The following is a 17,572-nucleotide window of genomic DNA, read 5'->3' as shown; positions in this document are numbered from 1 at the left end:
CTTCAATGTGCTAAACCCTCATTCTAACCATGAATTGATTGCGATAAAATTTCTAACGATTTTAGAATTTGCTCTGGTGTATGAATAGCAGTTATAAAAAAGCGTAATCGAGCAGAATTTTCAGGTACAGCGGGATAAATAATGGGTTTTACATTCAATCCCAGGCTAAAACATTGCTTTGAGATATTGAAGCATTTTTGTGAGTCTCCCAATATAATGGGTAGAATAGGTGTACTCTCATTTAATCCTATATCAAAACCATATTGCATTGCAGTCTTCCTTGCTAGCTGACTCAACTCATTCAATCGTTTAATTCGCTCAGGTTCTTTAGCCATAAGTCTTATGGCGGCTAAGGCGGAAGCTGTGTTTGCTGGAGGTAACCCCACTGTAAATACAAATCCGGGGCACGTATATTTTAAGTATTCGATTAATTCTCTTTTACCGGCAATGTATCCACCACAACTGGCAAACGATTTGCTTAAAGTTCCCATCCATATTTCTACATCTGTTGGATTAAGGTCATAGTACTCACCAATGCCTCTGCCATTTATCCCAAGAACACCCATGGAGTGTGCTTCATCTACCATGAGCCAGGCACCATGGCGATTTTTTACGCTAATGAGTTCGTTAAGTTTAGCGATATCGCCGTCCATGCTATAAACTCCCTCGACAACAATTAATACTCTTTTATAAAAACCTCGATCTTTAGATAAAATAGTATCAACAGCCTGCCAATCGTTGTGAGGAAAAGCAATGCGCGTTGCTTTAGAATAAACCGCGCCTAAGACCAGACTGTTATGAGCTAATTCATCATGCAAAATTAAGTCATCAGGTCCATAGAGGTGAGCAATGGTCATTACATTTGTAGCGTGGCCACTGGTAAAAACAATGGCATCGTCGACTCCAAGCAACTTCGCTAATCCATCTTCCAGTTCTTGATGAATTATTTTTTGTCCCGATACGAGCCGGCTTGCAGAAACCGAGGTCCCATATGTTCTAATTGCATCGCAGCTTGCGGCAATTACCTCTGGATGAGAAGCAAGACCCAAGTAATTATAGGAGGTAAAATTAATGTATTCTTTTCCATCAATAATGCACGTACTCTCGGAAGTTCCTTCTTGGGAATCAAAAAAAATAGTATTACCCAGTTTTGCTTGCATGTTTTTTAGCTGCACATAGGGAGGATATTCCTTAAACTCGGTATAATTCCCATTAGTTTTTTCGATACTTTTTTGTTTTGTGTCTGAAAAACCATTGAGTGTACTGAAGTCAGGTTTTGCTTGTTGTTCATTAATGCACTCCAGTAGATAGTCGGCCAGTTCTTTAATATTCTCGAAATTTATAATTAAATCACTGTCGATTGTAATCTGAAAGCCATCTTCAATATTGGCAATGAACTGTTGGATATGCAAAGAATCAAACCCAAAATTCATTAAAGGAGATGTTGTATCGATATTGTCTTTAGGCTGACTTAGAATGTTCGCTATATTATTTTGTAAATAATCTTCAATTTCGCTAACAGTAACATGATCTTTACTCATCATAGTTTTTACTTCCAGATTGCCATACATAAAAAGCGTTTAACTCATTGTTGGTTACCAATTTTTTAATGATGTTTCTTCTCAATTTGCCACTGGTGGTTTTAGGAATTTTTTTAGGTGGTAATAAGGCGATGAAATGAGGGGTTAAACCAAAACTTGAACTGATAGCGGCTTTTATTTTATTTACAATCTCTTCACATTCATGAACAGGGAACAGTTGCTTGACTTCGGCTACAATGGCCAATTGCTCCGATTCAGCAACATGCGTCGAAAATGCCGCAATACAACCCGTTTTTAAACGAGACTCTAATGAGCCAATGAGGATTTCAATATCATAAGGATAGTGATTTTTGCCATTGATTATAATGAGTTCTTTTATTCTTCCTGTAATGTATAAATTATCTTTATATAAAAATCCCAAGTCTCCAGTTCTCAGATATTTTATTTCTTTTATATCCTCTAAATTGGCATGAAATGTTTCCTTGTTTGCTTCCTCATTTTCCCAATAACCTGAGGAGACACTAGGCCCGCGTATCCAGATTTCTCCGATTTCACCCTCCGCACACAGTCTAAAAGGCGCTTTAGAGACAATAATTAAAGGGACCATTGGCTTACCGCAGCCAACCAGAACACTATGTGCGTTATTTTTAGTTCCGTCAGATAGCTCGACCCTATCTTGATGTAAGGATTCCAGATCAAGATTCAATAATTGCGGATAGTCATGTCCATTTTTGTAGCCGCTCACGAATACAGTTGATTCAGCCAGACCATAAATCGGATAAAAAGATTTTTTTTGAAATCCATATTTACTAAATTTATTATAAAAATTACTTAAGATCTTATGATTAATAAATTCTGCTCCATTGTATGCAACTCTCCATGAATTTAATTGCAGATTTTCGAGTAATTGCTCATCAATTCTTTTTTCGCAAATTTCATATGAAAAATTCGGCCCGCCACTGATATTCGCTTGGAAATCAGAAATTGCTTTTAGCCACAAATAAGGGTGTTTGAGAAACGACATAGGAGACATCATAAAAATGCTAAAGCCTGTGTAGACGGGGAATAATAAATTGCCTATTAATCCCATATCATGGTAAGGCGGTAACCAGGAAACCATCCGTTCATTGCTTGTTTTTCCTATAGTTTCATAAACCAAGCTCAAATTATCCAATAGGTTTCCATGCCGTACGATGACCCCTTTGGGCATAGCTGTTGATCCCGATGTGTATTGCAAATAACACATGTCGGAACTTTTGAATGATAAAGGCTTATATAAATCAGCCATCTCAAGGGAGGCCTTATTGATGTCAACCCAGCGAAAACTTTGAAAATCCCACTCCATTAAATGATCTACTTTTGTAGAGAACTTACTAACAAATTTTTGAATCAAGGGAATGGAGGCAAGATTTTTTATAAACCCTAATTTTCTAATTTTTTGGGTTATTTCTGTATTTGATAAAATAATAGATGGTTTTGAGTTGTTAATAATTGCTTGTAATTTTTCAACCGTACTTTTATCAAATGGAGGATACGCGGGTACTGCAAGCACTCCAGAAAACAAGCAAGCCCAAAAAGTAACTATATAATCAAGGCTAGGCGTAAAAATCAACAATACTCGCTCTCCAGGTTTAGTGTACTGTTGAATCAATGCAGCTATAGAATATATCTTTTGTTGTAGTTCACCGTAGGTGAGTTGTTGACTGTTTTCAAACAGCCCTGTTGCAGAAAAGTAATATATCGGAGCTGATGGATTGGAGAGACAACGCTCGGTGAACAGTTCGACTAAACTTTCGATTTTTGTCCTGGAGTTCATTTTCACAGCCAAAATAATTTTCAGATACAAATTTATCTATATCTTAGTTTTCACATATTTTATGAGTGTAGTCTTTTTTCGGGAATGTTCAAAAAATAATCAGTTTTTTGCTAATTTTTTTCATATAAGAGTAAGCCGAATTATTGTGACTAAGCGTACGGGACGCCTTATTATTGCAAGGGATTGATTGAATATTACTCTGATTGGTTGAATTGTGGAAACCAATTACCTATAGTTATAAGAATTATCAATTCAATCGGGGTGACTTAACAAGTCTTCTATAAAAGGTAGTTATGAATCAGACCGAATTGCATTTGTATCGTGGTTTAACCAGTTCGGAAAAACGTTACAGTAGGGCCATCATTTGGATACCCTTATTAGTGACACTCTACAGTATTATTTCAGGGATGTTATTTAATATTGGTGTTGGTACCTTAATATTATTTTTGATTTGTTACAGTTGTACTGTGTTAGGGATTACGATTGGTTTTCACCGTTTGTTAACACATCACTCATTCAAAACAAAGCGATGGGTTAAACTTGTGTTTGCTTGTTTTGGTTGTATGGCTTATGAAGGTCCTCCCTTCTTTTGGATAGCAGCTCATCGAAGACATCACAAATATACAGAAACCGAATTCGATCCTCATTCGCCCCTTTCGGCAAATAAAGGGAAGCTATACGGTTTTTATCACGCCCATATGGGATGGATGTCTAACCATACTCTTGAGAACTGGCGATATTACTTGGGTGATTTGCTCCGGGATCGCGATTTATTATTTATAAACAAATATTATGGCCCTATTGCGCTGAGTGGAATAATTATTCCTGGGATTATCAATGGATTACTCTACATGAACTGGTATTCGTTCTGGGAAGGAGTTGTTGTGTGTGGATTTGTCAGAGTCTGTTTCCAACAACATGTGACCTGGTCCATCAATTCGGTTTGTCACATTTGGGGTAGGAAAGACTTTAACACGCAAGACAACAGTAAAAATAATTGGCTTTTGGCGATTCTTGCTTATGGTGAGGGTTGGCATAATGGACATCATGCCTTTCCAAGCTCTGCCAAGCATGGGCTCAAAAATGGACAAATTGACCTTTCTTATATATTAATAGTTTTATTATCACGTGTTGGGTTAGCCCATGACATCAAATTACCATCAGAAGAACAAATAAAACAAAAAACGATACAATAATACGATGGTCACTTCCTCTGAAACTTATCAATTACTATTCGTTTTCTGAAGAGAACGATTCATCTTCCCCATTATGAACAGCAACTTTGAGGTCTGGATCAAGGGTATTTCCAGGAATTGTTCGCGTTTCGCTCGCCCATTCTCCTAGATCAATGAGTTTACATCGGTCAGAGCAAAAAGGTTTGAACCGGTTTTCAGGGCGCCAGGTATTTTGTTTCCCACAAATAGGGCACGTGATTTTTTGATGGTTATTCATAACGGTCTTCATAAATTTACATTGAGTATGGAGTATGTAATCCGGAGCCATAAATGTTCAAAATCTCGGATTACTTTGATTTTAGCATATTCGAATCTTAGGGAAACGATTTGGGATGAAATTTAAGGAAAGGGGGCATTTTATGTGCTCTATTGAGCATCTCGAATTGCCCATTATTAAACGTTTAATAAAAAAAAATCAAATAAAATAATAAATTTATCTTATATTTTTGAACTATACTGATAGGAAAAAGAAATACGATAACCTAAAGAATATTAATAATAAAAAAGAGCAAGCGCTCAAGATCAAGGATGAATTTATGAGGACGCCTATTTCATCGCGAGTTTCTTATTTTATCTTAATTCTTGCTGCTGCCTTGGGAGTTTCATGTAGCCAGGAGCAAAAGAAAAGCTCCCCGAATACAGCAAGGCCGGTTAAGGCCATTCAAATAGGTAATATCAGTGCATTTAACGGCCGTGCCTTTCCTGGGCGGGCAAGTGCAGTTCAACAAGTCAATTTGTCGTTTAATGTGAGCGGTTCTTTAATTGAATTGCCGGTAAAAGTTGGGGACAACGTAAAAAAAGGTTCATTAATTGCAAAACTTGATCCGCGAGAGTTTGAGGCAAAATTGCAAGCAGCTCAAGCGGAGTTTAATCGAGATCAACAAAATTTCCTTAGAGCCAAGGCCTTGGTCGGCAAAGGGCATATTTCAAAGGCAGATTACGATCTTTTAAAAGCAAAACTTGGAGTGTCGCAAGCCAATCAAGTATTAGCGGAAAAATCGCTTAAAGACAGTGTGCTTAAAGCCCCATTTGATGGAAAAATTTCAAATTTGTATGTTGAAAATTACCAGACAATAGCCAACCAGCAAAATATAGCCAGACTCTTAGATACTTCTCAAATTGAAATGGTAGTGCAGATTCCCGAAGGGGCGATCAGTTCTATTTCTGAGGTAAAAGATATTATTGTGTATTTTGATCCATTCCCTGATTCTGCAATTCCGGCAAAAATAAAAGAAGTCAGCAATGAGGCCTCTCCAGAAACTCGGACTTATCCAGTGACATTAATTATGCAACAACCTAAAGAGATTGAAATCTTGCCCGGTATGGCTGGGAAAGCGACTGGGCATATTGAGCGAACGAAAAAGGCACAAAACAAATATACAATTCCTGCGTCCGCAGTGCTGACGAGTGACTCCGAAAAAAAGACTTATGTGTGGATAATCAATCTAACAAAACACGAAGTGAATCGACGTGAAATCCAAATTGGAGAACTTACTCCGACGGGCATTTCGGTTATAAAAGGGTTGCATGAAGGCGATTGGATCGTGACAGCAGGTATCCATAGTTTGGAAGAGGGAGAGCGCGTCACTCTTTTGAATGAGCAGGATAATTAGCCATGGCTTTAGCGGACTATGCAATTAAAAATAAAACAGTAACCTCATTTATCCTGGTGTTGTTCTTTATCGCAGGATCGTTGTGTTTCTTCCAACTAGGACGGCTTGAGGATCCTGAATTTACAGTTAAAACTGCGACGATTACTACGCATTACCCAGGTGCTAGTGCAGAGCAAGTTGAATTAGAGGTCACCGATCGAATTGAGAAAAAAATCCAAGAAATGTCTGAGGTGAAAGATATTTCTTCTATTTCCAGAGCAGGACTTTCAATTATTAAAGTCAATATTAAAAACGAATATTGGTCGGATCGTTTACCGCAAGTTTGGGACACTTTACGTAAAAAAGTAGATGACATTCAAAACAGTTTACCACCAGGAGCAGAAAAACCCGTTGTAGGAGATGATTTCGGGTATGTGTTTGGCTTCCTTCTGGCCGTGACCTCAGATGGATTCAATTATGCTGAACTTGAAAACTATACGAAAGAAATTCAAAAGGAACTCAGCATTGTTCCAGGGGTGGCTCGTGTGGATTTATGGGGTGTTCAGCAAAAAAGAATTTATTTGAATGTGTCAAATACTCAACTTTCCCAATTAGAAGTGACTTTAGACGATTTGGAACGTACATTAAAGTTACAAAATCAGGTTGTTGATGCCGGACATGTAAATTATCAATTACAACGTTTGCGTATTGCTCCAACAGGTGAGTTTAATGCAGCCGATGCCATTGGCGACTTAGCAATTATTCCGAAGTTTAAATTAAATGAGCAACCTAAAAAAAGCGAAGAAATCATTAGAATTCGCGATTTTGCTGAGGTTAAAGAAGGATACATTGATCCTCCTGAACAATTAATGCGTTATTCAGGATTACCAGCGATTGGCATTGCATTAGCACCATTGCCTGGTGTGAATGCAGTTAAAGTGGGGCAGGATGTAGATAAACGGTTAAATGAGATTCAGGAAAAGTTACCTCGAGGAATCGAGATTCATAAAATTTCGTGGCAATCCGATATCGTTGCTGAGTCCATTAATGCATTCATCATCAATTTAGTTGAAGCAGTAGTCATTGTCTTACTGGTATTGGCATTCACTATGGGAATGAGAGCCGGCATGATCATCGGTGTGTCCGGGCTCATTTTGGCAATTTTAGGAACATTCATCGTTATGAAAATGTTGCATATTGATTTGCAACGTGTTTCTTTAGGCGCATTAATTATTGCTATGGGGATGATGGTTGATAATGCAATTGTGGTAGTTGATGGATTTATTACTCGTTTGCAGCAAGGTAAGACACGACAAGATGCTGCAATAGAAGCAGCACAGATCTCAGCTTGGCCATTACTGGGAGCAACCATTGTTGCATCTATGGCTTTTTTTCCCATTTTTGCATCGACTTATGATACTGGGGAATATGCGGGAAGTTTGTTTACTGTAATTGCAGTTTCACTTATTTTAAGCTGGGTATTTTCCCAAACAGCGACACCTCTTTTGTGTATTTTATTTATGCCTGATCCAAAACAAGTAGGTGAAGGTGCGGAATATACAAGTCGGTTTTATAAAGGATATAAGTTTGTATTGGAAGAAGCGGTACGTTATCGCCTCTTTTTTTCCTTAATTATGTGTGGGCTACTTGTACTTTCTATTATTTGTTTTCGCTTTGTTCCGATCATGTATTTTCCTGACTCGTCACGCTTACAAGTAATGATTGATTATTGGGCTCCAGAAGGAACTCGTATAGAGGTTGTATCTAAGGACCTTGAACAACTTGAGAAAAAGCTGCTTGCTGATCCAGGCGTTACGAGTGTGAGTACTTTCATTGGTCAAGGTCCACCTCGTTTTTACTTGCCGGTGGAGTCGGAATTTCCTTATTCTTCGTACGCTCAGTTAATCGTAAATATGAAGAGTTTAAAGGATGTCGATCGCATGGTCGCGACCTTACCCGCATGGAATAGTAAAAATTATCCACAATCTATGGTGCGAGTTCGTAAATATGCGGTGGGTGCATTTAATAACTGGAAAATCGCAGCACGATTTAGTGGGCCTGCGAATGCTAATCCTGCAGTTTTACGAGATCTTGCCGATCAGGCGGTAGCAATACTACGGAACAATCAAAACACGATTGATGTACGCACCGATTGGCGGGAACCGGTTTTGCAAATTGTTCCTGATTACCACCAAGAACGTGCGCGTTGGGCAAATATTTCTCGGCTTGATTTGGCACAAGCCTTGCAAAGAGCCAGTGATGGGGTTACGGTTGGTCTTTATCGAGAACAAGATAATTTGATTCCGATTATTTTACGCCAACCTTTAAATGAACGAGATACCGCAGCAGTTGACTTGCCTTTGTTACAAGTTAATTCACAATTTAGTACAAAAACAATTCCCGTCTCGCAAGTAGTAAATGATATTAAACTCGCCTGGACAGACCCTATTATTTGGCGTTGGGACCGTAAAAGAGCAATTACTGTCCAATGTTCTCCCTATGAGGTTACAGCAAATACCTTACGAGAGAGCATATTGCCACAATTCGAAAAAATTAAATTACCTCCTGGATATACGTTGACATGGGATGGAGAATACAAAAGCAGTAGAGAATCTGCAGATGCACTAAAGCCGGGACTTTTCCCAGCAGTAGTAATTATGGTGTTGATTATTGTGATGCTTTTTAATGCGTACCGACCACCACTGATTATTATTGCGGTAATTCCTTTTGCGATGATTGGAATTACCTTTGGTTTACTTCTTACAGGCGTTCCCTTTGGGTTCATTGCCTTGTTGGGCGCGATGAGTCTATCGGGGATGATGATTAAAAACTCCGTGGTGTTATTGGATCAGGTGAATATAAATCGTGCGAGTGGAATGACGCCTTATGATGCAGTCATTTCAGCAGGGGTCAGTCGGTTATCGCCTGTGGTGAATGCAGCTGTGACAACCATATTGGGGGTTATTCCTTTATTACAAGATATTTTTTGGGTTTCCCTGGCAGTTACTATTATGTTTGGATTAACTATAGGAACGATCCTCACAATGTTTTTAGTTCCGGCTTTTTATTGTATTTTATATCGAATTGATCCTAAAAAAGAGCAGTAAATAGGTTCAACAGACCCTGATGAATCCTGGGTATCGTGCTTTACGCGCGGTACGTAAAGGAGGGGGAGTAGCATAATCATCACATGTCGAGTGAGCGATTAAAATCTGGGTCTTCTTCCTGAGCATTTTTGGAATTGCTTAATCTACCTTTTATCGAATTTACAGTTTTATAAAAGCCCAATCCACCTAACACGAGCACTGAACCAACCCCTAAAGTTGTCTTGGAATCTTGAAAAAAACCTTCTTGTGCTACTTTTTTTAAGGCGAAACCTGCAACCAGTGATAAAGCAAGCCCTGTAGAAATTTTAAGCCCTGCTGTTAATAAAAAATTATAACTGTTCTCACCTTGATTAACTTCCGCCGTTTGTTCTAGGGTCTCTGTAATTTCTATATTAAATTCAGTTAAGGGTATTGTTTCAGGAACATTGTATTTTTTTCTATAAAGCTCTAATTCTGTGTTGTAGGTTTGCGCCAACACGTTTAGGTTTTTAGTAATTTTAGCAATAATATCTTTTGTCGCCTTATCATCCAATAAGATAATGGGCTTTCCCTTGTCGTCCTTTTCGGCGTTAAAGGCACCATTTCTCTTTACTGTATATTCAATTAAAGTCCCTTGATTTTCACAACAAATGAATTTATTCAAAGTGCCAATGTATTCATCTTTTTGTCTTTCAGTTAAGCTTTCATACTCTATGCCAAACCCTATTGCGTTCCCAAATTGGATGTCTTTACTCTGAAGCTCAGCGGGGGGTCCAGATAATGCTAACCCTCCATCTACAATTATTGCTTCTGCTCGCCCATCTTCGATGGTATAACCCGAATTACTACCAGAGCCCCCTATCCAGTCTGGATCACCAAGTATTTTGGCTATCGCAGCAATTTTCATTAATCCGTCTAACGGAAATTCGGTCCCCTTTTTTACCACCACCTCCGGTGGTCTTTTATGCACTGCAATGTAGTCAACAAACTCAGGACCAAGATCGCTGTATTGATCAATTTTTTTTCCTAAAAAAGTAGCATATTGCCTATTATGAGTTGAACCATAATAGGTCATGGTTGCTATATAATCACTACTTAATGCTTCTATATCTTTATGAGTCCAACCTTTACCTTTAAAGTAGTTAAAGAGGAAATCGAGCATATAGTCTTGTGAATGTAAACCGATTCGAGAAGTTGGTGATTTAGCAGCGAGTCCATAAAAGTCGAGGCAAATTTTTTCTTTCACCACACTTCCGCGAGCACCATCCTCCATTTTTTCAATAAAATGAATTTCATTATCATGGTCTCCATTGCTTTTCACCTTCCTAAGTATTTTGGGTACTGTACCTCCTTCTTGTACATGCATGGTTCCTTTTTCATATTCTCCATATTTGCCTTTAAATATTTTCCTGACATTACTCATAACATTTCAATCTAAAGAATACGTCTTATGATTAATTTTAGATTAAATTTATGTCAATTAGTTATTTTTTGGGTCTTTTTGGATTTATATGGGCGTTATTTATATATGCGTGCGTCTAGCTTTGCAGGAACCAGCCTTGCAAATTGAGCTGATTATCAATGTTGAATATTATTGAAAATAGAGATCAAAATATGATAACTGATAGGCTCTAAGTCAACGTGCCCTAACCCAATAATATGGTAGCCACTCTCAATATAAATGAGAGCGCCAGGAATGTTTTTCGCAGGTTTTAAGCATGGAACACCTGAACAATCGCTACAACATTGTCTACCTACGTAACAATTCTATGCACTGAATAACGACCATTTTTCAAACAAAAAAACACGTCATCTTCTGTTAATAATAATCAAGTAATATAATATATATATATAGGCTGTAATTAGGGGGGGAATTATGGCTACGTCAAAACAAATCTTAGAGCCATGGCTTGCTTCTAAAAAGCAATGGGAAAAAATATTCTCTCTGCAATTGCCAACTCCTTCTGAGTTATTAGAATTAATGGACTCATGGTCCAGTTTTAGACAGAAAACTATTGTTCTAGCAGAGACTCCTGAGAAAATACCTGGCGGTGAGATATTTTTTCTTGATGCTCGGACTTTTTTACAATCTGCATGTACATTTTTTAAAGTTGCATCTGCGCAAAATTTGCCTGTGGTTATGAATTTAGCAAAGAAATTGCAAGAGGCATCAAAAGAACCTGCTGGTAAATCTTCAATATCGATAGAAATTTTTGAATCTGATTTTCCGCGTATTATAAAAAAAGCTGAGGAATTGAAAGAAGAAAGAAAAGCAGAACAAAAAAGATTAGATGAAGAAGAACGATTACAAATAAAAAGATTGCAAGAAGAACAAAGAATACAAAAAATATCTGAACAGGTAGAAAAAGATCCGTTTTTTATCGCTGTACAGGAGATTCAAGATAAAATTCAAAGGGAAATAACGAGAATTGGAGGTAAAAATTCTAAGGATAGCCGTCTTGGTCCTTTAAAGGGCGTTAATAGTTCACTACAACAGCAAATTAAGAAAGCAAAAGAAGAATCTAAAAGCGCTTATTTATCAAAAGAACCCGGCACGAAGCAGGAAGAAATAAAATCCAATTGCAAAATTGAAATGGCAAAAATTGTTAAAACGGATTTAATGGATAATAATGCATTAGATCTAAAATTTCGAACATGGGTTGGAAGAGCAATACTTAATTTAATTATTGCTTTACCTGTTAAAATTTATAGCAAGAGTAAAAGCATTCCCGAAAACCAATTGTTTTTTAAATTAAAAACTGAGTCACAAGCTAATGTTGAAAAAATTCAAGAAGATATTGATCACTTGAAACCTATTGTGAAAGGTTAAGAGGATATTGTCTAAAATGCTATATCTTTTTGAGGTAGCATTTTTAAGTTTTCTCTCTTCTTGGTTTTTAAAAGCAAATTATCTTAAATGCGCAATATCTCCGAATGAATCCGTTTTGCAAATTTATTTGTTTTAATGTGCTAAATTTATCATAATGGCCCTTTTTTCAGTCTAAGGATCGTATGTCATCATTGCTTACAATCAATTTGCTCGAAGATTTAGTTCGTGTGGCGGAGTTGAATGAAGAGGGTAAGACCGCAGATTATATTCCAGAACTAGCCAATGTGAATCCCGATTTGACAGCCATCGCTGTTCAACCATTAGGTGGTCAAGTTCTTGCGCACAGCAACAATCCCCTGAATCCTGTGACCTTGCAAAGTACATCTAAGATGATCCCTCTAATTGGACTCCTTGAAGAAGTGGGTGACCAACAGGTGTTTGAATGGGTTAAGGTTGAGCCCTCAGGAGATGATTTTGCATCAATTACTCGCCTAGAGCAATTTGGTCCTAAACCTTCAAATCCCATGTTGAATGCTGGGGCGATTACTTTATGTTCACATATTCCAGGCAAAGGCGAGCAACAATTTGGATGGTTAGAACATTGGACCCAAAAGTTGTTTAATCAACGCCTGAGTATTAATCCTTTGGTTTTCGCTTCTGAAAAACGAACGGGTAACCGCAATCGTGCACTCGCCTATTTATTGAAAAGCAGGAGTAATCTTGGGGCGGATGTTCATGAAACCTTGGATTTATATTTCGCCCTATGCTCCTATGAAGCTAAGTTAGAGCAAATGCTCTTTTTACCTACTTTATTAGCTAATGGGGGACGAGATCCAGAAAGTGGGGAGCAAATCATTTCCGCCGAAACGTGTAAGATTACTTTAGCAATTATGGCAACGTGTGGATTATATGATGAAACTGGAACTCATATGGTTAAAACCGGGATGCCGGCTAAAAGCGGGGTGTCGGGCTATACCATCGCCGTTGTTCCTGGCAAAGCAGGGATTGTTGTATTAAGTCCACGCGTTAATGCGAAAGGAAATAGTATTCGCGGCGAAATCATGCTGGAAGGCTTGTCTAAAGCCATGAACTGGCATTTTGCATTACCTTAATTGGATCTTTGGGAATCGTAGCCTGGGTGCAGCGTAGCGTAACCGGATTTTCTTTGCAGATTTCCGGATACGACGTTCGCTTTCCCCTGCTATATTCTTAGTTGCAACTTATACATTACAATACGACTGTTGAGAGGGCAAAAAGTTTATCGTATTCATGTTGCAATTCCTCATTCTCATGACGGTGTTCAATTAAGACGTTTTGTAATGAGTGCAACAAATCGTCACATCTAGCCAGTCTTAAATTTAATGCTTCAAGAGTTTTTTCTTTTTCTGGGAAGACTTCTTCTTTAACTTGGTTTATTGCTTCATCCAGACTTTCTTTGGCTTCAATGACCGCCTCTAGCGCTTTAAGTTCCTTCCCTTTAATTTGTGATGCAACACGGGCAATGTTTATATTAGCATCAGCGCGTTTAACATAACCAAGAAATAGAAAACTTGCATTTTTATAATAAGCATAGGCATTATTCAGATCCCCGCTGCGTTCACATGCCGCACCAGCAAGAGTTGAAAAGAATAGCTTATCATCTTCATATTCAGCTTTTTGCATACTGGTTGCATAATCGGCTGCTTTGCTAAAATAAAATGCACTTTTAGAATAGTTTTCAGCACATACATACAACAAGCCTAGCTGCTTGTATGTATCATACAAAGCAGGACTACCCAGATTTATTACTGGGTTTTTACTTTCGCTAATGACGGACTCCATTTTATTGATAAGTGATTCTATTTGGGTTCTTTGACCCCGAGCCAACTCAATAAAATTATGGGGTGGGTTCAACACGAGTTGCTCTAATCCGTCATAGGGAGAAAGTGCGCCAAATAAGGGCTCTAAAATTCCAACAGCTTGATTTCGAAGATCTTTAAGATTGTTCTTAAGCTCTGTTTGCTTTTCTGCTGGGAGCATCTCATTAGCATATTGATGTACATTATTGTCAAAGGCCTTCTCATAAGGTTCGGTGTATAAACCATTATCAGAAATGACGGTTAAAGATTCAGATTTTGGATCAAATGCAACGCTATAATAATAGGCATGCTGTAATGCTTCATTAATAATTACATTAGATTTGCTTATTTTTCCCGGAACTCGTTCTTGCAACGTTTTTAAAATATTTTGTTGAACTTTCTCTGTATTCCAATATTCATGGTTTGCAACAACAATTACTTCTAATTCTGAATCCGGATGGGTGCCTAATTTACCATCAAAATAATAGGGGTCTAAATCAATATAGGCTGGTTTTTTTGAGTTAGTCATGGCTGTATCACTGTCCATGGAAAACAGACCAAAACCACTAGTATTCATTAAGGTTCCAACTTCTTTATTTACTGGATCATAGGGTCTACGCAGTGATTGCGGGGAGACATGGAGCATAAAATAACTGTTGTATGTGCGATCTTTGATAATCACAGTATGGCAGTGGTGAATACCTTTTGATTTTAAGACTACTTGTTCTTTAGGATCGATTTTTGTGGATTCATAAGGGGTTTTATAGCTCTGAAAAGTCTTATCGAATTGTGGATGTAATTCATAATAAGTTGATTGGTTTGGTGAGTATTGAACAGCATCATCTTCTGAAACCGAAACAAATTTAGGCATATTTTTTTTCATTTTGATTAATAATTGGGATTTGTATTGTATCGAGAAAACCTTAAGATTTTATTAAGATAATAATAGAGAAAATGGGCTCAGCAAAACCCTAGTCTAACCTAGTTCTTATGCTTAATAAGGCTCATCAATCTTTATAAAGCTAAATTATCTCATTTCTTACCGCCTGCGGAGAATTCCACACGAAATTAGAATATAACTTAACTTTTTAAATAAAGTACATTCAACCTTCTACGTACCGCGCTTTATGCGCGGTACGTAGAAGGTAAATTTCGCGAGGAACTCCCCGGACGAGCCCGGGAGGTTGAACTTTGTAGTTTAAAAAAATTAAATAGTTGTGGATACCTCAGCTTGACTTCCAGGGTTACCACTTTCGCCTAGGCTACATCATTTAAGACTTCTTCATTAATGTACTTAGCTGTTCCAGTTCATTGCTCAGCGCCGAAAAATCATTTTTTTTATTTCCCTCTTCTTGTTTTGATAAAGTTTTTGAGATCTTTACAGAAGAAGAAAATAGTTCTGAAAATTCCAACAATAAAGTGCTTACTTTTTTGTCTGAATCTGCTGCCTCCTGATATTTAGGATTATGCACCCGAGCCGTTTCCTTTTGTAATTCATGAATTTCTTGAAGTAAACCTGCTTCACGGCTCCTAAGTCTTCGGTAGGATTTGCTTGTTGGACGAGTTCCAATTAATTCTTGCTGTACATCGCACAACTCTATCTTTTTGGTGAGTAACGATAAATCCTTGTTCAATTGTTTTAAAGCTGCTTTTTTCAGTGTATCAAAATCAAGGTCCGTGGTATCAAATTTTTCAAAAAGCTGTTCTAAATCGTCCAAGTGCTCAGAAGCACGTAATTTGGCTTGTCTTTGTTGCGCTTTGGTAAGCCTGAGCGTTAATTCTGTTGCTGTTTGTTGAACTTCCCTGTTTAAATTCGCTATATCAGGATCATTTTTTAATTTAGTTCTCAGTCCATTTAAGTATTTATTTTCTAATTGATTACCCTGTTTTATTAATAAACGTATGCTTGGATTATTAAGTTTATCGTTTTGTAAAAATTCCAAATGTTGTTCAAAGCTTTTCACTTCTGATTCTGTTGAATTTGCATCCGCCGGACTGATATCACCTCGCGTGAGGTGGGCTCGCAATAGGGCAATCAATTTTTTTATAAACTCAACGGAATCAATTGTCTTCTCACGATTCATGAATAAAACTTTTTGAAGCGGATGGAGTTCATCAATTAGTATTGAATAAACAAGAGGTAGCCCTTTCTCATCGGGTGCCAAAAGATTTGCCCCATGTTGGATGAGAATTGCAAGGCAGTCATTCATTGGGGTAGAGGGGGTATTCTCATAAAAGCAGGCCTGTACGGGAGAAGGATATTGTTTTTTTTGTACCGTGACGGGCTGATTATTTAAATCCAAGTCACCGTAAGTCAAAATAAAATCTAGCATTTTGCTATTTCTTTTTTGCAAGGCAAGATTGAGGAATTTTTCAGCATGCAGTAGATGATGAAATGAAGTTAATAGGGATGCTAACTCAAATTGATTTTCAAACAATAAAGCAGGTAATAAATTAGCACCAATTATGTATAGTTCTCGACGGATCTTTTGTAGTTGTTCCAACTCATCTATGCTAATTACTTTTTCGAAGATAAGTCCTATTTCATATGTTTTAGCCAGCAAATCTTCAATTTTCTTAGCCTTAAGCTCCCTTGGCGCCATAGACAATGCTGTAAATTCAGATTTCAAGGTTGTAAGCTCAAGTTTTAATTGACTGATAATCTTTGGATCTGATTTCTCGACCTGTTTTGGGGTGAGCGAAGATAAGATAACTAATGAGGAAGTTTGGGTTATTGATGATGCTAGAGGGGTTTCCGTATCTACTTCTGAGGTGGTATTCTTCTCTGGTTCTTTTGCTTGAATTTGGGGGGGGTGTTCTATAGGAGTTACTAGACGTTCCTGAAGTGCCCGTGTGGTGGTTTCGTGAAATGAAAGCAGCTTTGAGTAATATGAGGAGCGAACAAGAGGAAGGATTTTTCTTAAGATTTCACAGGCTTCTGTCGTAATTACAAGGAGTTCATTTGCATCTTTTTCTTGGAACTCAAAATATTTTGAAAGTAGCTCATCACATGTGGTGTAACGATGTTCTAACGCCCTAATGACTTCATTATGTTGTTGTCGTAATTGCTTGAGCAAAGGCTCTGTATGTTTGAGTGCTAGGGTTAGGAATTGATTTTTTGGATTTTTGATATCCACCAATTTATAGTTAGCACCAATTTTTTGTTCAAAGGTACTGTTTAGGTGCTCATCAAAAGCGTTGAAATAGACATGCAACCGATAGCATTCCCCTGCTTTGTTTCTCAATTCGGCAGTATAATGATATTGGTTTAGTTTAGGATCGTCACGACATTCATTCTCATACACACTAATATGATGGTTTTCTAAAAGATATTCCTTCTCTTCAACTGTAATCACCAATTTTTCTTGGTTAGGGCATATTACACGGAAATAGTAGTGACCATTTTTATTGGTGTCTAATTCCAATTTGTGCCCTTGGGGGAATTGGACAGTAGTTTTATGGAGAGAAAGGAAATTAAAGAGTGTATTTTTAGCCATAAAGGGTCCTTAAAATAAAAGTTGCGCATTTTATAATGAAAATATACTTATAGTAAAAAAATATATTTTTTTGTAAATTGGTCCTGCTTTTTGTTTTTAAGGTGGTCTTTTTGTTCGTATGATTTACTAATGGGCTT

The 17,572-nt window shown here is 37.5% G+C and carries 11 protein-coding genes; 5 read left to right on the top strand and 6 right to left on the bottom strand.

Annotation, left to right across the window (positions count from 1 at the left end; all coding sequences use genetic code 11):
* Positions 1–23: 23 nt before the first annotated feature.
* Both ACWTEW_RS32970 and ACWTEW_RS32965 read right to left on the bottom strand, forming a co-directional pair.
* A complete protein-coding gene (locus ACWTEW_RS32970; protein ID WP_454782202.1) occupies positions 24–1,544 on the bottom strand; it encodes an aminotransferase class I/II-fold pyridoxal phosphate-dependent enzyme in 1,521 nt (506 codons plus the stop codon).
* Entirely contained in the window at positions 1,534–3,357 is a 1,824-nt protein-coding gene (locus ACWTEW_RS32965; protein ID WP_454782201.1) for a fatty acyl-AMP ligase, read from the bottom strand. The genes ACWTEW_RS32970 and ACWTEW_RS32965 overlap by 11 nt, the downstream gene beginning before the upstream one ends.
* Before the next feature lie 293 nt (positions 3,358–3,650).
* Between ACWTEW_RS32965 and ACWTEW_RS32960 the strand changes: the two genes are divergently transcribed.
* Positions 3,651–4,553, top strand: a complete 903-nt coding sequence (locus ACWTEW_RS32960; protein WP_454782200.1) for an acyl-CoA desaturase — start codon at positions 3,651–3,653, stop codon at positions 4,551–4,553.
* Positions 4,554–4,587: 34 nt separating this feature from the next.
* Here ACWTEW_RS32960 and ACWTEW_RS32955 read toward each other — a convergent pair whose 3' ends face one another.
* Positions 4,588–4,809 carry a DNA gyrase inhibitor YacG gene (locus ACWTEW_RS32955; RefSeq protein ID WP_454782199.1) on the bottom strand — a complete coding sequence of 74 codons (222 nt, stop codon included), beginning with the start codon at positions 4,807–4,809 and terminating at the stop codon, positions 4,588–4,590.
* A 319-nt stretch (positions 4,810–5,128) separates the two neighbouring features.
* Between ACWTEW_RS32955 and ACWTEW_RS32950 the strand changes: the two genes are divergently transcribed.
* Together ACWTEW_RS32950 and ACWTEW_RS32945 are read left to right on the top strand one after the other, a co-directional pair.
* Positions 5,129–6,205: an efflux RND transporter periplasmic adaptor subunit gene (locus ACWTEW_RS32950; protein ID WP_454782198.1), complete on the top strand. Its 1,077-nt coding sequence runs from the start codon at positions 5,129–5,131 to the stop codon at positions 6,203–6,205.
* A gap of 2 nt (positions 6,206–6,207) precedes the next feature.
* A complete protein-coding gene (locus ACWTEW_RS32945) occupies positions 6,208–9,291 on the top strand; it encodes an efflux RND transporter permease subunit (protein ID WP_454782197.1) in 3,084 nt (1,027 codons plus the stop codon).
* 79 nt (positions 9,292–9,370) lie between these two features.
* Here the strand turns inward: ACWTEW_RS32945 and ACWTEW_RS32940 are convergent, their stop codons facing one another.
* Positions 9,371–10,693, bottom strand: coding sequence for a hypothetical protein (locus ACWTEW_RS32940; RefSeq protein WP_454782196.1), 1,323 nt, complete (start codon positions 10,691–10,693; stop codon positions 9,371–9,373).
* 453 nt (positions 10,694–11,146) lie between these two features.
* Here ACWTEW_RS32940 and ACWTEW_RS32935 point away from each other — a divergent pair, with 453 nt between their 5' ends.
* Both ACWTEW_RS32935 and glsA read left to right on the top strand, forming a co-directional pair.
* Positions 11,147–12,100, top strand: a complete 954-nt coding sequence (locus ACWTEW_RS32935; protein WP_454782195.1) for a hypothetical protein — start codon at positions 11,147–11,149, stop codon at positions 12,098–12,100.
* A gap of 182 nt (positions 12,101–12,282) precedes the next feature.
* Positions 12,283–13,212, top strand: coding sequence for a glutaminase A (glsA, locus tag ACWTEW_RS32930; RefSeq protein ID WP_454782194.1), 930 nt, complete (start codon positions 12,283–12,285; stop codon positions 13,210–13,212).
* Between the two features lie 115 nt (positions 13,213–13,327).
* Here the strand turns inward: glsA and ACWTEW_RS32925 are convergent, their stop codons facing one another.
* Both ACWTEW_RS32925 and ACWTEW_RS32920 read right to left on the bottom strand, forming a co-directional pair.
* Positions 13,328–14,809 (bottom strand): hypothetical protein, encoded by a 1,482-nt coding sequence (locus ACWTEW_RS32925; RefSeq protein WP_454782193.1) that lies wholly within the window; start codon positions 14,807–14,809, stop codon positions 13,328–13,330.
* 400 nt (positions 14,810–15,209) lie between these two features.
* The gene (locus ACWTEW_RS32920; RefSeq protein WP_454782192.1) at positions 15,210–17,435 is read right to left on the bottom strand and encodes a hypothetical protein; all 2,226 of its coding nucleotides are present in this window, start codon (positions 17,433–17,435) and stop codon (positions 15,210–15,212) included.
* Positions 17,436–17,572: the final 137 nt, after the last annotated feature.

This window comes from Legionella stuttgartensis, from assembly GCF_977063405.2.
The sequence above is the reverse complement of the archived record's forward strand: the minus strand, read 5'-3'. Positions and strand labels throughout refer to the sequence as shown.